At 64.5% G+C, this 15,322-nt stretch carries 14 protein-coding genes; 6 read left to right on the forward strand and 8 right to left on the reverse strand.

From position 1 onward, the window contains the following. The first annotated feature begins 1 nt into the window (after window position 1). Window positions 2-1,225, forward strand: coding sequence for an SGNH/GDSL hydrolase family protein (locus BLV47_RS00590; protein WP_092308701.1), 1,224 nt, complete (start codon window positions 2-4; stop codon window positions 1,223-1,225). A 486-nt stretch (window positions 1,226-1,711) separates the two neighbouring features. On the opposite strand, the gene ilvD is transcribed toward BLV47_RS00590, so the two are convergent. Then, a complete protein-coding gene (gene ilvD, locus BLV47_RS00595; protein WP_092308704.1) occupies window positions 1,712-3,553 on the reverse strand; it encodes a dihydroxy-acid dehydratase in 1,842 nt (613 codons plus the stop codon). 324 nt (window positions 3,554-3,877) lie between these two features. Here ilvD and BLV47_RS00600 point away from each other — a divergent pair, with 324 nt between their 5' ends. Then, window positions 3,878-4,432, forward strand: coding sequence for a hypothetical protein (locus tag BLV47_RS00600; RefSeq protein WP_143038224.1), 555 nt, complete (start codon window positions 3,878-3,880; stop codon window positions 4,430-4,432). Here BLV47_RS00600 and BLV47_RS00605 read toward each other — a convergent pair. Together BLV47_RS00605 and BLV47_RS00610 are read right to left on the reverse strand one after the other, a co-directional pair. Beyond that, window positions 4,414-5,604, reverse strand: a complete 1,191-nt coding sequence (locus BLV47_RS00605; RefSeq protein ID WP_092308710.1) for an MFS transporter — start codon at window positions 5,602-5,604, stop codon at window positions 4,414-4,416. The genes BLV47_RS00600 and BLV47_RS00605 overlap by 19 nt on opposite strands. A gap of 114 nt (window positions 5,605-5,718) precedes the next feature. Next, the gene (locus BLV47_RS00610; RefSeq protein WP_092308713.1) at window positions 5,719-6,915 is read right to left on the reverse strand and encodes a class I SAM-dependent rRNA methyltransferase; all 1,197 of its coding nucleotides are present in this window, start codon (window positions 6,913-6,915) and stop codon (window positions 5,719-5,721) included. Between the two features lie 214 nt (window positions 6,916-7,129). On the opposite strand from BLV47_RS00610, the gene BLV47_RS00615 reads away from it, so the two are divergent. Together BLV47_RS00615 and mutM are read left to right on the forward strand one after the other, a co-directional pair. Beyond that, complete coding sequence (locus BLV47_RS00615; RefSeq protein ID WP_167365680.1) at window positions 7,130-7,942, forward strand: HDOD domain-containing protein; 813 nt, start codon at window positions 7,130-7,132, stop codon at window positions 7,940-7,942. Between the two features lie 33 nt (window positions 7,943-7,975). Then, window positions 7,976-8,788, forward strand: coding sequence for a bifunctional DNA-formamidopyrimidine glycosylase/DNA-(apurinic or apyrimidinic site) lyase (gene mutM, locus BLV47_RS00620; RefSeq protein ID WP_092308718.1), 813 nt, complete (start codon window positions 7,976-7,978; stop codon window positions 8,786-8,788). Window positions 8,789-8,851: 63 nt separating this feature from the next. On the opposite strand, the gene BLV47_RS00625 is transcribed toward mutM, so the two are convergent. The 5 genes from BLV47_RS00625 to BLV47_RS00645 all read right to left on the reverse strand — a co-directional run bounded on the left by BLV47_RS00625 (window position 8,852) and on the right by BLV47_RS00645 (window position 13,650). Continuing rightward, entirely contained in the window at window positions 8,852-9,103 is a 252-nt protein-coding gene (locus BLV47_RS00625; RefSeq protein WP_007921257.1) for a YfhL family 4Fe-4S dicluster ferredoxin, read from the reverse strand. A gap of 135 nt (window positions 9,104-9,238) precedes the next feature. Then, on the reverse strand, window positions 9,239-9,718 hold the full coding sequence (coaD, locus tag BLV47_RS00630; RefSeq protein WP_003176711.1) for a pantetheine-phosphate adenylyltransferase: 480 nt from the start codon (window positions 9,716-9,718) through the stop codon (window positions 9,239-9,241). 115 nt (window positions 9,719-9,833) lie between these two features. Next, window positions 9,834-11,429 (reverse strand): GMC family oxidoreductase, encoded by a 1,596-nt coding sequence (locus tag BLV47_RS00635; RefSeq protein ID WP_092308721.1) that lies wholly within the window; start codon window positions 11,427-11,429, stop codon window positions 9,834-9,836. A gap of 172 nt (window positions 11,430-11,601) precedes the next feature. After that, entirely contained in the window at window positions 11,602-12,147 is a 546-nt protein-coding gene (locus tag BLV47_RS00640; RefSeq protein WP_092308724.1) for a twin-arginine translocation pathway signal protein, read from the reverse strand. Window positions 12,148-12,174: 27 nt separating this feature from the next. Beyond that, window positions 12,175-13,650 (reverse strand): coniferyl aldehyde dehydrogenase, encoded by a 1,476-nt coding sequence (locus BLV47_RS00645; protein ID WP_279626587.1) that lies wholly within the window; start codon window positions 13,648-13,650, stop codon window positions 12,175-12,177. A 99-nt stretch (window positions 13,651-13,749) separates the two neighbouring features. Between BLV47_RS00645 and BLV47_RS00650 the strand changes: the two genes are divergently transcribed. Both BLV47_RS00650 and BLV47_RS00655 read left to right on the forward strand, forming a co-directional pair. Then, on the forward strand, window positions 13,750-14,421 hold the full coding sequence (locus BLV47_RS00650) for a TetR/AcrR family transcriptional regulator (protein ID WP_092308730.1): 672 nt from the start codon (window positions 13,750-13,752) through the stop codon (window positions 14,419-14,421). Between the two features lie 33 nt (window positions 14,422-14,454). Next, window positions 14,455-15,309: a sulfurtransferase gene (locus BLV47_RS00655; protein WP_092308733.1), complete on the forward strand. Its 855-nt coding sequence runs from the start codon at window positions 14,455-14,457 to the stop codon at window positions 15,307-15,309. Window positions 15,310-15,322 lie beyond the last annotated feature (13 nt).

Genomic DNA, 15,322 nt, shown 5'->3' on the forward strand with positions numbered 1-15,322 from the left:
TATGGGGCGACTGCAAGGCATTGCGCTGTTGCTGGGCATCACCTTGCTGAGCAGTTGCAGCCCGACCACCGAGGTCCAGGCCACTCCGGCCTCGGCCCTGGCGCGGTCCGGGAGCGGCACCAAGAAAGTCGTGACCACCGGCACCGACCCGAACCTGGCACTGCTGGCGCGCAAGTTCAGTACCTCCGACCGCACGCCCATCAACATCGTGCAACTGGGTGACTCCCACACCGCCGCCGACCTGTTCAGCGGCGAGATGCGGCGCCTGCTGCAAGCGCAGTACGGCGATGGCGGCATCGGTTTCGTGGCGGCCACGCCGGTGCCCGGCACCCGCTATGAGCGAGTGATCCTGGGTGCGGCCAAGCGCCAGTGGTCCCTGGTGTCGGCGCGCAACCAGCAGAGCAACCAGTTTCCCCTGGGCGGCTACCTGTCGCTGCCGATGACTCCGGGAGCCCGGGTGCACATCGCCGAGCGCCAGCCGAGCAACCAGCAGTACCGGATTTCCGCGCTGTACCAGGCGTCCAGCAACAACACCCTGACCGCCCGGGACAACCTCAATAAAAGCAGCCGCATGCTGGCCGCCACCGGTGGACAGTGGCGCTTCAGTCCGCCGTTCAACAACCTGACCCTGCCCCTGGACCTGAACGTGGCCAACAACCAGGGCCTGGCCCTGGGCGGCTGGAACATCCTCGGGCAGAAGAGCGCCGGGGTGATCTATTCCGCCCTGGGCATCAATGGCGCGCGTCTGGACGTGCTGGACAAGTGGCAGCCCGGTTGGCTGGAAACCCTCAAGGCTTTGCGTCCGGACATGGTGGTGCTGGCCTACGGCACCAACGAAGCCTTTGATGACGACCTGGACCTGCAGCTCTACCGCAGCCAGTTGCAGGAGAAAGTCGCGCTGCTGCGCAAGAACCTGCCCAAGAGCGTGATCCTGCTAGTAGGGCCGCCGGACTCCATCAAACGCCGCAATGCCGGCAGCTGCGCGGCTTCCCAGCCGCAACCGCTGCGGCAGATCGTGCAGATCCAGAAGGATGTGGCGAAGACCAGCCGCACCCTGTTCTGGGACTGGCAGGCCTTCATGGGGGGCGACTGCTCCATCAGCAAATGGCAGGGCAGTGACCTGGCGCGCAACGACCTGGTGCACCTGACCGCCGACGGCTACCGCAAGAGCGCCGACGGCCTGTACCGCTTCCTGCGCGGGCAGTTGGGCGAACGCATGCCCTGACAGCCCGGAACCGGCACCTACGGTGGTGGTGCCAACACCCTAATTGCTTTTGTAGGAGCTGGCTTGCCAGCGAAGGCGTTCTCAAGGGCGATGCAAGGCTCCAAGGCCCATTCGCCGGCAAGCCGGCTCCTACGGTGGTGGTGCCAACACCCCGAATGCTGCTGTAGGAGCTGGCTTGCCAGCGAAGGCGTCCGCAAGGGCGATGCAAGGTTCCAAGGCCCATTCGCCGGCAAGCCGGCTCCCACGGTGGCGGCGCCACCACCTCGAATGCTGCTGTAGGAGCTGGCTTGCCAGCGAAGGCGCCCGTGAGGGCGATGCAAGGTTCCAAGGCCCATTCGCCGGCAAGCCGGCTCCTACGGTGGTGGTGCCAACACTCTAATTGCTTTTGTAGGAGCTGGCTTGCCAGCGAAGGCGCCCGAGAGGGCGATGCAAGGTCAAAAAAATGCCCCGCACTTGGCGGGGCATTTTCATTTCAGGGCGATGCGATCACAGGCCGTCGAGCATGGCCTTGTTGCGTACCGCGCCCTTGTCGGCGCTTGTGGCCAGCAGGGCGTAGGCCTTCAGGGCGGTGGTCACTTTGCGTGGCCGCGCCTCCACCGGCTTCCAGCCTTTCTTGTCCTGTTCGACGCGGCGCGCCGCCAGCTCCTCGTCGCTGACCAGCAGGTTGATCGAGCGGTTGGGAATGTCGATCAGTACCTTGTCACCGTCCTGTACCAGGCCGATGGCGCCCCCGGCCGCCGCTTCAGGCGAGGCGTGGCCGATGGACAGGCCCGAGGTGCCGCCGGAGAAGCGGCCGTCGGTGAGCAGGGCGCAGGCTTTGCCCAGGCCCTTGGACTTCAGATAAGACGTCGGGTAGAGCATTTCCTGCATGCCCGGGCCGCCTTTCGGACCTTCGTAACGGATGATCACGATGTCGCCTTCCTTCACTTCGTCGGCGAGGATGCCGCGCACGGCGCTGTCCTGGCTTTCGAAGATCTTGGCGTTGCCTTCGAAGACGTGGATCGACTCGTCGACGCCGGCGGTCTTCACCACGCAGCCGTCCAGGGCGATGTTGCCGTAGAGCACGGCCAGGCCGCCCTCCTTGGAGTAGGCATGCTCGACGCTGCGGATGCAGCCGTTCTCACGGTCGTCGTCGAGGCTGTCCCAACGGGTCGACTGGCTGAACGCGGTCTGGGTCGGGATGCCCGCCGGGCCGGCCTTGAAGAAGTGGTGCACGGCTTCGTCGCTGGTCTGGGTGATGTCCCACTGGGCGATGCCCTCGGCCAGGGTCTTGCTGTGCACGGTGGGCAGGTCGGTGTGCAGCAGGCCGCCACGGGCCAGCTCGCCGAGGATGCTGAAAATGCCCCCGGCGCGGTGCACGTCTTCCATGTGGTACTTCTGGATGTTCGGCGCCACCTTGCACAGCTGCGGCACATTGCGCGACAGACGATCGATGTCCCGCAGGTCGAAGTCGATCTCGGCTTCCTGGGCGGCGGCCAGCAGGTGGAGGATGGTGTTGGTGGAACCGCCCATGGCGATGTCCAGGGTCATGGCGTTCTCGAACGCCTTGAAGTTGGCGATGTTGCGCGGCAGGACCGACTCGTCGTTGTCGCCGTAGTAGCGCTGGCACAGCTCGACGATGGTGCGCCCGGCCCGCAGGAACAGCTCTTCGCGGTCGCTGTGGGTGGCCAGGGTCGAACCGTTGCCCGGCAGGGCCAGGCCCAGGGCTTCGGTCAGGCAGTTCATGGAGTTGGCGGTGAACATGCCGGAGCACGAACCGCAGGTCGGGCAGGCGCTGCGCTCGTACTCGGCAACCTTCTCGTCAGAAGCGCTGGAGTCGGCGGCGATGACCATGGCGTCCACCAGGTCCAGGCCGTGGGCGGCGAGCTTGGTCTTGCCGGCTTCCATCGGGCCGCCGGAAACGAAGATCACCGGGATGTTCAGGCGCAGGGCGGCCATCAGCATGCCGGGGGTGATCTTGTCGCAGTTGGAGATGCAGACGATGGCGTCGGCGCAGTGGGCGTTGACCATGTACTCCACGGAGTCGGCGATGATCTCGCGGCTCGGCAGGGAATACAGCATGCCGTCATGGCCCATGGCGATGCCGTCGTCCACGGCGATGGTGTTGAATTCCTTGGCCACGCCACCGGCGCGTTCGATCTCGCGGGCCACCAGCTGGCCCAGGTCCTTCAGGTGCACGTGCCCCGGGACGAACTGGGTGAAGGAGTTGGCAATGGCGATGATCGGCTTCTTGAAGTCGGCATCTTTCATCCCCGTGGCGCGCCACAGGGCGCGGGCGCCGGCCATGTTGCGGCCGTGGGTGGATGTTTTCGAGCGGTAATCAGGCATGGAGCACTCCGGGCGGCTAATCAGGGAACAAATGGGGAGTGAGCTTCTATTGACCTTGGGAGCACTCAGAAATGGCCGTGTGTCCGAAAGCTGCCGATGACGCCGCGGGATCGCCGCGCGCCTCAGCCTGAGCTCATAAACCCGCCGGGGGATGACTGGCGATGAATTCGCCGATTCTACACCGCTGGCGTCAGGAAGGAATGCCGTGGCCGCTCTGCGGCGTGCGATTGCCTGGAGATCACTGAGCGCTGCCAGCACGGCGGCTCCTGGTTTAGACTCGCCGCCCCTCGAACATCATCCAATGGAGCTGGAATGTCCGCGAACATGCGATCCCTGAGGTTCTACCTGGGCATTGGCCTGCTGCAGGGGCTGCTGCTGATGTGGCTGGTGCTCCAGAGCGACTGGCCCGGCAGTGCCATGGCCGTGGTGGGTGCGGCCCTGCTTGCGGGCGGCGGCTTCGTGCAGTTGCTGGCCGGGCAGCGGCGCCAGTGGCGAACCTGGAAGGCCGCGCTGCTGCTGGCCTGCGCCGCGGCGATAGTGGTGCAGGCCTGCAGCGAGTTGCCTTCCACGCTTGGGGTGATCTACAGCGTAGTGGTGCTCCTGCTGCTGATGACCCTGCTCAGCGCCACTTGGCTGCCGGGGCGTGATGGCTTCAAGCAACGGCTGCTGGGTGACGGCAGCTGGATGCTGGTGGCCCTTGGCGCTGCCTGGCTGGCCCAGGCGCTGTTCGGTTTCTGGATCCACGAGCGGCATCTGGATCCCTTCAAGAGCGGGTTCCTGTCCCTGTGCTACTTCAGCGGGCCACCCCTGGCATTCTCCTTCGTCCTGTACCTGCGGGATGTGTGCCGCTTGCGCGATCTTCAGACGCAGGCGCCCTGATAGCGACGATTGACTAGGCTGTTCAGGCCCAGGGCGATTGCACTCAGCCCCAGGAAACACAGCCCCAGCGCCATCACCAGATTGCTTGCGCTCAGGTTGATGAAGCCGCTGATCAGGCCGCCAGCGATAAAGATCAGCATGTTGCCCGCCGAAGCAGAGGTCCCGGCGTTGTGCGGAAAAATGCCCATGGCCCGCGAGGTCGCCACCGGGCGGGTGATGGTGGTGCCGGCGGTGCAGACGATCATCGGCACCAGGACCGTGGCGACGGACAGCTCGAACTGCTGCAACAGCAGCATCAGCAGGCCGGACAGGGCGATCAGCCCCAGTCCGGTGACGATCTGGGTGCTGGCCTGCAGGTAGCGGTTCATCACCCCGGCGCCGATTCCGCCCAGCACATAGGCCGCCCCATACAGCAGCAGCGTCAGGGCGTACTGGTAGGGCGAGAGCTGCAACTGCTCCATGAAAATGAGCGGTGAAATGACGATGAACGAAAAATGGCAGGCGAAGGCCAGCGCCGAGATCAGCCAGTAGCCGAGGAACGACAGGTCGGCAAACACCCGTCGATAGGCCGCGAAGATATGCCTCTGGCCTGCCGCCGTGCCTGGTGTGTTTTCCAGCAGGAGCCAGGCCTTGAACAAGACCAGCAGGCCGAGGACGACGAACACCTCGAAGCTGCCCTGCCAGCCCAGGTGGGCCTGCAACCAGGTGCCCAGCAGCGGTGACAGGGAAATGAAGATGCCGCTGGCGGTGACCAGGGCGATGCGCAGGCGCTCCTGCTGCCGGCCGACGAACAGGTCCTGTACCAGCGCCTGGGACAGCGCGAAGCAGCCACAACCCACGGCCTGGACCACGCGAAACAGCAGGAACCACGCATACTCGGTGGCGGCCATGCAGCCCAGCGCCCCGGCGATGGCCACGGCCATGCCTGCCATTAGCAGCTTCTTGCGCCCCAGGGAGTCTGACAGCGGCCCGATCACCATCAGGGAAAACGACAAGCCAATGGCGAACAGGCTAACGGACAGCGCGATATCGGCGCTGGAGGTATTGAAGCGTTCGGCCAGGGCGGGAAACGAGGGGAGGATCACGTCCAGCGGGAAGACCCCGAGCAGGGTCATGGTCAGCAGCAGGATGACGGCCGAGGTGTTTTTCGGGGTGGTGGGGGAGTGGTCCATGGTGCCGCGCTCTCGGTCCTTGAGAAGGTGCCGAGAATCGAGTCGTGGCCGCTTAAAGTCAATCGATGGCGCTGGCCATTCCCGCGCCGGGCGGGAACGGCCATCGGCCCGGGCTCAGCTGTTGGGCAGCAGGCGGCAGGTGATGCTCTTGATGTAGCGGGTTTCCGGGATGGCCGGGTGCACCGGGTGATCCGGGCCCTGGCCGCCGCGTTCCAGCAGCTGGATATTGCGGTCCAGGTGGCGGGCGCTGGTCAGGAGGATGTTCTGCAGGTCGTCCTCCGGCAGGTGCATCGAGCACGAAGCGCTGACCAGGATGCCGTCCTTGCTCAGGAGGCGCATGGCCTGTTCGTTGAGGCGGCGGTAGGCGCCTTCGCCGTTCTTCAGGTCTTTCTTGCGTTTGATGAAGGCGGGCGGGTCGGCAACGATCACGTCAAAGCGTTCTTCGGCGGCCTTCAGCTCTTTCAGGGCTTCGAACACGTCGCCTTCGACACAGGTGACTTTCTCGGCAATGCCATTGAGCGCGGCGTTGCGTTCCACGCCATCGAGGGCAAAGCCCGAGGCATCGACGCAGAACACTTCGCTGGCGCCGAACACGCCGGCCTGCACGCCCCAGCCGCCGATGTAGCTGAACAGGTCCAGCACCCGTTTGCCCTTGGCGTAAGGCGCCAGGCGCGCGCGGTTCATCCGGTGGTCGTAGAACCAGCCGGTCTTCTGGCCTTCCATCACCGGGGCCTCGAACTTCACGCCGTTCTCTTCCAGGGCGACCCACTCCGGCACCAGGCCGAACACGGTTTCGACGTAGCGGCCCAGGCCTTCGGCGTCACGGGCGGCGGAGTCGTTCTTGAACAGGATGCCGCTGGGCTTGAGCACCTGGACCAAGGCAGCGATCACGTCGTCCTTGTGCTGTTCCATGGTGGCCGAGGCCAGCTGGACCACCAGGATGTCGCCGAACCGATCCACCACCAGGCCCGGCAGCAGGTCGGAATCACCGTAGACCAGGCGGTAGAACGGCTTGTCGAACAGGCGCTCGCGCAGGGACAGGGCCACGTTCAGGCGATGCACCAGCAGCGACTTGTCCAGGGCCAGCTTGGCATCGCGCGACAGCAGGCGAGCGCAGATCAGGTTGTTCGGGCTCATGGCCACCACACCCAGGGGCTTGCCGCCGGCGGCTTCCAGCACTGCCTGGTCGCCTGCCTTGAAGCCGTGCAGAGGGGTGGCGGCCACATCGATTTCGTTGCTGTAGATCCACAGGTGGCCGGCGCGCAGGCGGCGATCGGCGTTGGCTTTGAGGCGCAGGCTTGGCAGGGACATGACGTCGCTCCGGAAAAAAGGGCGCGATTATACCTTGCCGCGCAACTTCAGCGACGGCCAATGGACCTGCGGCTAAAGGCCCAGGGTAAAGTTCCTGTCCGTTCGCCCAACATTGGCCCGTTAGGGGTTAGAATCGCCGCCTCAGCCAGAGTGTGTACTTATGTCCCAAGAGCTATCAGCCGAACAGATCCAGCAGGCCCTGCAAGGCATCAGCGTGCCGCCCCAGCCGCAAATCATGGTGGATTTGCAGATGGAGCAGTACATGCCCGATCCCGACCTGGAGGTGATCGCCAAGCTGATCTCCCAGGACCCGGGCCTGTCCGGTGCGTTGCTGAAGATCGTCAATTCGCCGTATTACGGGCTGAGCAACAAGATTGCCTCGATCCAGCGCGCGGTGAATCTCTTGGGCAGCCGCTCGATCATCAACCTGATCAATGCGCAGTCGATCAAGGGCGAGATGAGCGATGAAACCATCGTCACCCTCAACCGCTTCTGGGACACCGCCCAGGATGTGGCCATGACCTGCCTGACCCTGGCCAAGCGCACCGGCTCGCAAGCGGTGGACGAGGCCTACGCCCTGGGCCTGTTCCATGATTGCGGCGTGCCGCTGATGCTCAAGCGCTTCCCCGACTACATGGCGGTGCTGGAAGAGGCCTACGGCAGCGCCGGACCTGAGCAGCGCGTGGTGGACACGGAAAACCGTGCCTTCAACACCAATCACGCGGTGGTCGGCTACTACACCGCCAAGTCCTGGCGCCTGCCGGAACACGTGACCAACGCCATCGCCAATCACCACAATGCCCTGGCGATCTTCAGCGACGAGTCGTCGCGCAACAGCCAGCTGAAGAACCTGCTGGCGATCCTGAAGATGGCCGAGCACATCTGCGCCTCCTACCGGGTGCTGGGCAACCAGGCCCAGGATCTGGAGTGGAACAGCATCGGCCACCTGATTCTCGATTACGTCGGCCTGTCGGACTACGACTTCGAGAACCTCAAGGAAACCGTGCGCGAGCTGGGCGCGCACTGACTGTTCATATCGCAATGAGTACCTGAGGCGAAGATGCCTGAATTACCGGAAGTCGAAACCACCCGGCGCGGGATCGCGCCGCACCTGGAAGGCCAGAAGGTCAGTCGGGTGATTGTCCGTGACCGGCGCTTGCGCTGGCCGATTCCCGAGGATCTGGACGTGCGCCTGTCCGGGCAGCGCATCGTCCAGGTGGATCGCCGGGCCAAGTACCTGCTGATCAATGCCGAAGTCGGCACTCTCATCAGTCATCTGGGCATGTCCGGCAATCTGCGCCTGGTGCAGATCGGCCTGCCGGCGGCCAAACACGAACACGTGGATATCGAACTGGAGTCGGGCCTGGCCCTGCGCTACACCGACCCGCGTCGGTTTGGCGCCATGCTCTGGAGCCTGGACCCGCTGAACCACGAGCTGCTGGCGCGCCTGGGGCCGGAGCCGCTGACCGATCTGTTCGACGGTGAGCGCCTGTTCCAGCTGTCCCGGGGCCGCTCCATGGCGGTCAAGCCGTTCATCATGGACAACGCGGTGGTGGTCGGGGTGGGCAACATCTACGCGACTGAGGCGCTGTTCGCTGCGGGGATCGATCCGCGTCGTGAAGCCAAGGGCATCTCCCGAGCCCGCTATGTGAAGCTGGCGATCGAGATCAAGCGCATCCTGGCCGCGGCCATCGAGCGTGGCGGCACCACCTTGCGCGACTTTATTGGCGGTGACGGCCAGCCGGGCTACTTCCAGCAGGAGCTGTTCGTCTACGGGCGCGGCGCGGAGCACTGCAAGGTCTGTGGCACGGGGCTGCGGGAAATCAAGCTGGGCCAGCGGGCCAGCGTCTATTGCCCGCGTTGCCAGAGCTGAGAAGCTTCGCCGGCAAGCCGGCTCCTACAGGGGGTTGTGGGAGCCGAAAGGGCGTTCCATCACTCAAGCCTTGCCGGTGATCTTCCGGTACTTGGCCATCAACTCTTCTTCGGTTTCCGGGTGCGCTTCGTCCAGCGGAATGCAATCCACCGGGCACACTTGCTGGCACTGTGGCTCGTCGTAGTGGCCGACGCACTGGGTGCACAGGTTCGGATCGATGACGTAGATCTCTTCGCCTTGGGAGATCGCCGCGTTGGGGCACTCGGGTTCGCAGACGTCGCAGTTGATGCAATCGTCGGTGATGATCAGGGACATGGGGGACTCCGGCCTGGGCGGCAGGCCCGGGCATGTAAAAACGAATGCGCGCAATTGTGCCGTATTGACGCCCGCAGTGCACGCAGGCGTGATGGCTGGCGTCGGGCAATGGCCCCGAAGCGGGGCCAAGGGGGCTTACTTCTTGAAGCGCAGGGTCAGCGCGTCGGCGACGGCAGGGTGGACGAACTTGGTGATATCACCGCCCAAGGCAGCAATTTCACGGACCAGCGTCGAGGAAATGAACGAGTAGCGCTCCGACGGGGTGAGGAACAGGCTTTCCACGTCCGGTGCCAATTGGCGGTTCATGTTGGCCAGCTGGAACTCGTATTCGAAGTCCGAAACCGCCCGCAGGCCGCGCAGGAACACATTGGCGTTCTGCTCCTTGGCAAAATGCGCCAGCAACGTGGAGAAGCCGACGACTTCAACGTTGGGCAGGTGCTTGGTCACCTCGCGCGCCAGTTCCACGCGCTGCTCCAGGGGGAACAGCGGGTTTTTCTTGGGGCTGGCGGCAACGGCGATGATCACGTGGTCGAACAGCCGCGAGGCGCGCTCGACCAGATCGCCGTGGCCCTTGGTAATAGGGTCGAAGGTACCTGGGTACAACACTCGGTTCATCGCGTCGTCCTGGCGGGAATCCGTTGGGGAGTCGGATGGTATCGCAGCCTTCCCGGTCGGCCAAGTCGCCTTTTGGAGAAGAAAGTCCTATGGACGCCGAAATTTCCCGGCTGTTTCACGCCGTTTTCAAGCGCTGCGCCAGGGCCGTGGCCAGCTGCGCGGTCAGGCCGTACACCGACAGCTGCGGGTTGGCGCCGATGCTGGTGGGGAACAGCGAGCCGTCATGGATCGACAGGTTGTGCAGTTGATGGTGGCGCCCGAGGCTGTCGGCCACGGCGATTTTCGGGTCTTCGCCCATGGCGCAGCCGCCCATCACGTGGGCGCTGCCCAGGCGGGTGCGGTACAGGGCCAGGTCCAGGCCGTCGATCTGCGCACGCACCTCATTCAGGCTCTTGGCGAAGCGGGCATCGCTGTGCAGCGGCTTGACCGCCTTGGCGCCACCGGCGAACTGGATCTCCGCCATGCTGTGGAAGGCCCGGCGCAGGCCGTCCCAGGCGTAGGGCGAGACTTGATAGTCGAGCACCGGGGTGCCGTCGCCGCGCAGTTCGACGTTGCCGCCGGTGCTGTCGGGGTGGAAGCCATCCCGCAGCAGGGCCAGCATCGCGTGGGTGTGGGGCAGTTGCTCCATGGACAGCCCGCTCTGCGGCCCGAAACCGCCCAGTAGGGTGCTGGCCAGGGCCGGTTGCAGGGGTGGCACTTCAAGTTTGTAGGACATCTTGCCGGTGGTGCCGTCTTGCCACTGGAAATGGTCGGAGTAGATCGATTGCGGCGCGCCGTAGAAGGGGTTGATCACTTCGTCGAACTGCCCGGCGGAGAAGTTCACCAGATGCAGGAAGGTGCGCTTGCCCAGCCGCGAATGCGGGTCCGGGGCATCGGAGCGTAGCAGCAGGGCCGGGCTGTTGATGCCGCCGCCGGCCAGTACGTAGTGCCGGGCCTTGACCGTGACGGTACGCCCGGTGGGGGCGACGCAGCGGGCGTCCATGGCCTGGCACTGCAGGCCGCTGACCTTGTCGTCCTTGATCAGCAGGCGTTCGGCCCGGGCCAGGTACAGCAGTTCGCCGCCTTTCTCCAGGGTCGCCGGAATGGTGGTCACCAGCATCGACTGCTTGGCGTTGGTCGGGCAGCCCAGGCCGCAATAGCCCAGGTTCCAGCAACCACGGACGTTGCGCGGAATCACGTGCCAGCTGTAGCCCAGGGCTTCGCAGCCCTTGCGGATTACGTCGTTGTTGGCGTTGGGCGGCATGACCCAGGGCGCGACGCCCAGGCGCTGCTCCATCTTCTCGAACCAGGGCGCCATTTCGGCCGAGCTGTGGCCCACCACTCCGTGTTCCCGGGCCCAGTGTTCCAGGGTCGGGTCCGGGGTGCGAAAGCTCGATGTCCAGTTGATCAGGGTTGTGCCGCCCACGGCGCGGCCCTGGAGGATGGTTATGGCGCCGTCCTTGCTCATGCGCCCGATGCCTTCCTGATAGAGGCTGGTGTAGGCCTGGTCTTCGAGCATCTTGAAGTCGTCGCTGGTCTTGAGCGGGCCTTCCTCGATCAGCAGCACCTTGTAGCCGGCGGCGCTGAGGATTTCGGCGGTGGTGCCGCCACCGGCGCCGCTGCCGATGATGGCGACATCGGCTTCCAGGGTCAGGTCCTGCTCCAGCTGCGAGCCGTTGTAGGTTTTCCAGCCACGGTTCAGGCCTTCGCGGAACAGATCAGGTACAGGCATATCGGATGCTCTCTTATTATTGAAGGCTCGATGCAGCGCCACTGTTGTCGCGGCTGAGCCTGCGAAGCTGCGAAAAGGCCCACCGGGCCTTGCTTGACGATCTCCAGGCGCTCCCCCATCGCCCCGCGAACCTAGCGCTCGCGCAGCCAGTGGCAGCGTCTACACGGGCCGATCAGACCTTGGGTGGCCCGGGGTAACCGCAGTGGGCCCAGGATTCGGGGCGGGTGTACCAGGCCATCATCACCAGCTGCAGCAACGAGGCGTGACCCATGCGCAGCAGGGCCAGGAAGCTGTTTTCCCAGCGGCTGAGGAAGTGTCGGATGTCGTCCGCGCCGGCGTTCTCCCAACTGCCCCAGATCCCCGTCAACGGGCCGCGGGTCACCGCCATGCCCAGCACATCGAACAGTTGCTGGGTGAGCTTGAACATCTCCGGCGAAAGGTGGTTCAGGGCATTGTCCAGGTTGGCCAGGGTGCCCTCGACGGCAGCGGGCATCTTGTCCGCCGCCACCGCGCCTTCGAGCATCACCGGAATCAGCGCCCGCAGGAATGGCAGGTCGTTGCTGCGCAGCATGCTGAAACCACTGGCAGGGGTACTGGCGGAACAACCGCTGAGGCTTGCGCCGAGCCCGGCGGTGGCCAGGAAGGCACTGGCGCAGAGGCCGACTTTCAGCAGGCCGCGCCGTGACAGCGCGGGTGTTGCAGACAGGCTAGGGGTCATTGTTGTTATTACCCGGCGTTGTACTGGTTAACGAATGAACAGCTTCTGGATGAGTTTCTGGATCGATTTGCCATACGGCGGGTAGATCAGGCGTGCGGCATTGAAGCGCTGCTTGATGAACACTCCCTTGGCCTTGCTGAAGGTCAGGAAGCCTTCATGGCCGTGGTAGTGGCCCATGCCGGAAGGGCCGATGCCGCCGAACGGCAGGTCGTCCTGGGCCACGTGCAGCAGGGTGTCGTTGAGGCACACGCCACCGGAGTGGGTTTCGTTGAGCACCCGCTGCTGCTCGGCCTTGTCGTAGCCAAAGTAGTACAGGGCCAGGGGGCGCGGGCGCTGGGTGATGTAGGCGAAGGCCTGGTCCAGGGTCTTGTAGGGCACGATGGGCAGGATCGGGCCGAAGATCTCGTCCTGCATCACGGTCATGTCGTCCGTGACATTGAGCAGCAGGCTGTGGCCCAGGCGGCGCTCCTGGCTTTGCTCGAACAGCGGCACCAGCAGCGCGCCCTTGCTGGTTGCGTCGCTCAGGTAGCCGTTGAGCCGGTTCAACTGGCGCTGGTTGATGATCGCGGTGTAGTCGGGGTTGTCCGCCAGGGTCGGGAAGAAGCCGCGCACCACCTGGCGATAGGCTTCGACAAAGGCACCGATGCGTTCTTCCGGCACCAGCACGTAGTCCGGGGCGACGCAGGTCTGCCCGGCGTTCAGGGTCTTGCCGAAGGCGATGCGTTCGGCGGCGTCCTTGAGTGGCACGCTGCTGGAGACGATGGCCGGGGACTTGCCGCCCAATTCCAGGGTCACCGGGGTCAGGTTTTCCGCGGCGGCGCGCATCACGTGCTTGCCGATGCTGGTGGCGCCGGTGAACAGCAAGTGATCGAAACGCAGCTTGGAAAACGCCATGCCCACTTCGGCCTCGCCCAGCACTACGCACACCAGATCCTCGGGGAATACCCGCGCCAGCAGTTGCTTGAGCAACTGACCGGTGGCCGGGGTGGACTCACTGAGTTTGAGCATCACCCGGTTGCCAGCGGCCAGGGCTCCGACCAGCGGGCCCATGCACAGGTACAGCGGGTAGTTCCACGGCACTATGACCCCGACCACGCCCAGGGGCTGGTACACCACCTTGGCCGAGGCCGGCTGGAAGGCCAGGCCCACGGCGCGGCGGGATGGCTTCATCCATTTTTTCAGGTGTTTGCGAGCGTAGTGGATGCCGTGCAGGCTGGGCATCAGCTCGGCTAGCAGGGTTTCATCGGCGCTGCGGTTGCTGAAGTCCTGGCTGATGGCGTCGATCAGCGCCTGGCGCTCGTTGTCGAGCAGATCGTGCAGCGACTTGAGCCATTGCTGGCGCTGCGCGGCAGGCGGCATGGGGTTGGCGGCAAAGGCCCGGCGCTGGGCCTCGAACAGCTCATGCAGCGCGTCCTGTTGCTGAAGGGAATCCTGCAGGTAGGCGATTTCGGCAGACATGGACGGGCTCCGGTTTTTGGCGGTGGCTAGTTTTTTAGAGCTTATGCTCTAAATTGTCAAATACCATCCGGTGCCGGTCGCGATTTATCCCCAGTGGGATAGAACGTAAGATGCACCCCAGCCTTCTGATTAAAGCCCACACCCATGGCCCCACGGATAAAAACCCGCGAACGCATCGTCCAGTTCAGCCTCGAACTCTTCAACCAGCAGGGCGAACGCAACGTCAGCACCAACCATATTGCGGCGCACATGGAGATTTCCCCAGGCAACCTGTACTACCACTTCCCCAACAAGCAGGCGATCATCGCCGTGCTGTTTGCCGAGTACGAAAACCTGGTGGACAGCTTCCTGCGCCCGCCGCCCGGGCGCGCAGTCACGGTGCAGGACAAGCGCTATTACTTGCAGGCACTGCTGGCGGCCATGTGGCGCTACCGTTTCCTGCATCGCGACCTGGAGCACCTGCTGGACAGCGACCCGGAACTGGCCGCGCGCTACCGGCGTTTCTCCCAGCGCTGCCTGATCCAGGGCATGGCCATCTACGGGCGCTTCGTCGACGCCGGAATCCTTGCCATGGACAAGGTGCAGATCGAATCCCTGACCCTCAATGCCTGGATCATCCTCACCTCCTGGGTGCGTTTTCTGTGTACCACCCGGGAAAGCTCCACCCACCTGAGCGAAGAAGCCATCAAGCGCGGGGTGTATCAGGTGCTGGTGCTGGAAACCGGCTTTGTCACCGATCAGGCCCGGGAAGCGGTCAATGCGCTGTTCGAGGAGTTTTACGTGCCCCTGGCCCAAGCCCTGGAAGAAGTGCAGTAGGATCAACCTCCGACTTATTCACAGGAGCCCGCCATGCCCCTTGCGCAGTTGATCAGCCCGCTTGCCCTGGACCAGAAGAAACAGCAGCCCGGTCTGGTGATTCTGGATTGTCGCTTTGCCCTGGAAGACCCGGACTACGGCCAGCGTAGCTATGCCCAAGGGCATATCGCCGGGGCGCATTTCGCCGATCTGAACCGGGATCTGAGCGCACCGGTGATCAAGGGCGTGACCGGCCGGCATCCGTTGCCGGAGCCCGCGCAACTGATGGCGCGTCTGCAGGCCTGGGGCATCGATAACGATAGCCAGGTCGTGCTCTATGACGACGGCCCCGGTGCCTATGCCGCCCGCGCCTGGTGGTTGCTGGCCTGGCTGGGCAAGCGCGATGGCGTGTTCATGCTCGACGGCGGCCTGAAAGCCTGGCACGCCGCCGGCCTGCCCCTGAGCCTGGATGCCCCCGACAGTGGAATCGGGCACTTCAGCGGTCAGCCTGATCACGCTTTGCTGCTGGATGCCGAGCACCTGAAGCAGCGCCTGGGCCAGCCGGACCTGACCTTGCTGGACGCCCGCGCCTTGCCACGTTTTCGTGGTGACGTGGAGCCGATCGATCCGGTGGCCGGGCATATTCCCGGGGCCCAGTGCGCGGCGTTCACCGACAACCTGGACAGCGACGGACGCTTTTTGCCGGCGCAGCAGCTCAAGCAGCGTTTTGCCGAAAAACTCGCCGGACGTTCTCCGGAGCAGCTGGTGGCTTACTGCGGCTCCGGGGTCACCGCCTGCCACAACCTGTTCGCCCTGTGCCTGGCCGGCTATCCCCTGGCGCGGCTGTATGCCGGTTCGTGGAGCGAATGGATCACCGATGCCCAGCGGCCTGTCGCCACTGGCGATTGACGAGTTGCCCAGT

This window comes from Pseudomonas saponiphila (genome assembly GCF_900105185.1).
Lineage (GTDB): Bacteria > Pseudomonadota > Gammaproteobacteria > Pseudomonadales > Pseudomonadaceae > Aquipseudomonas > Aquipseudomonas saponiphila.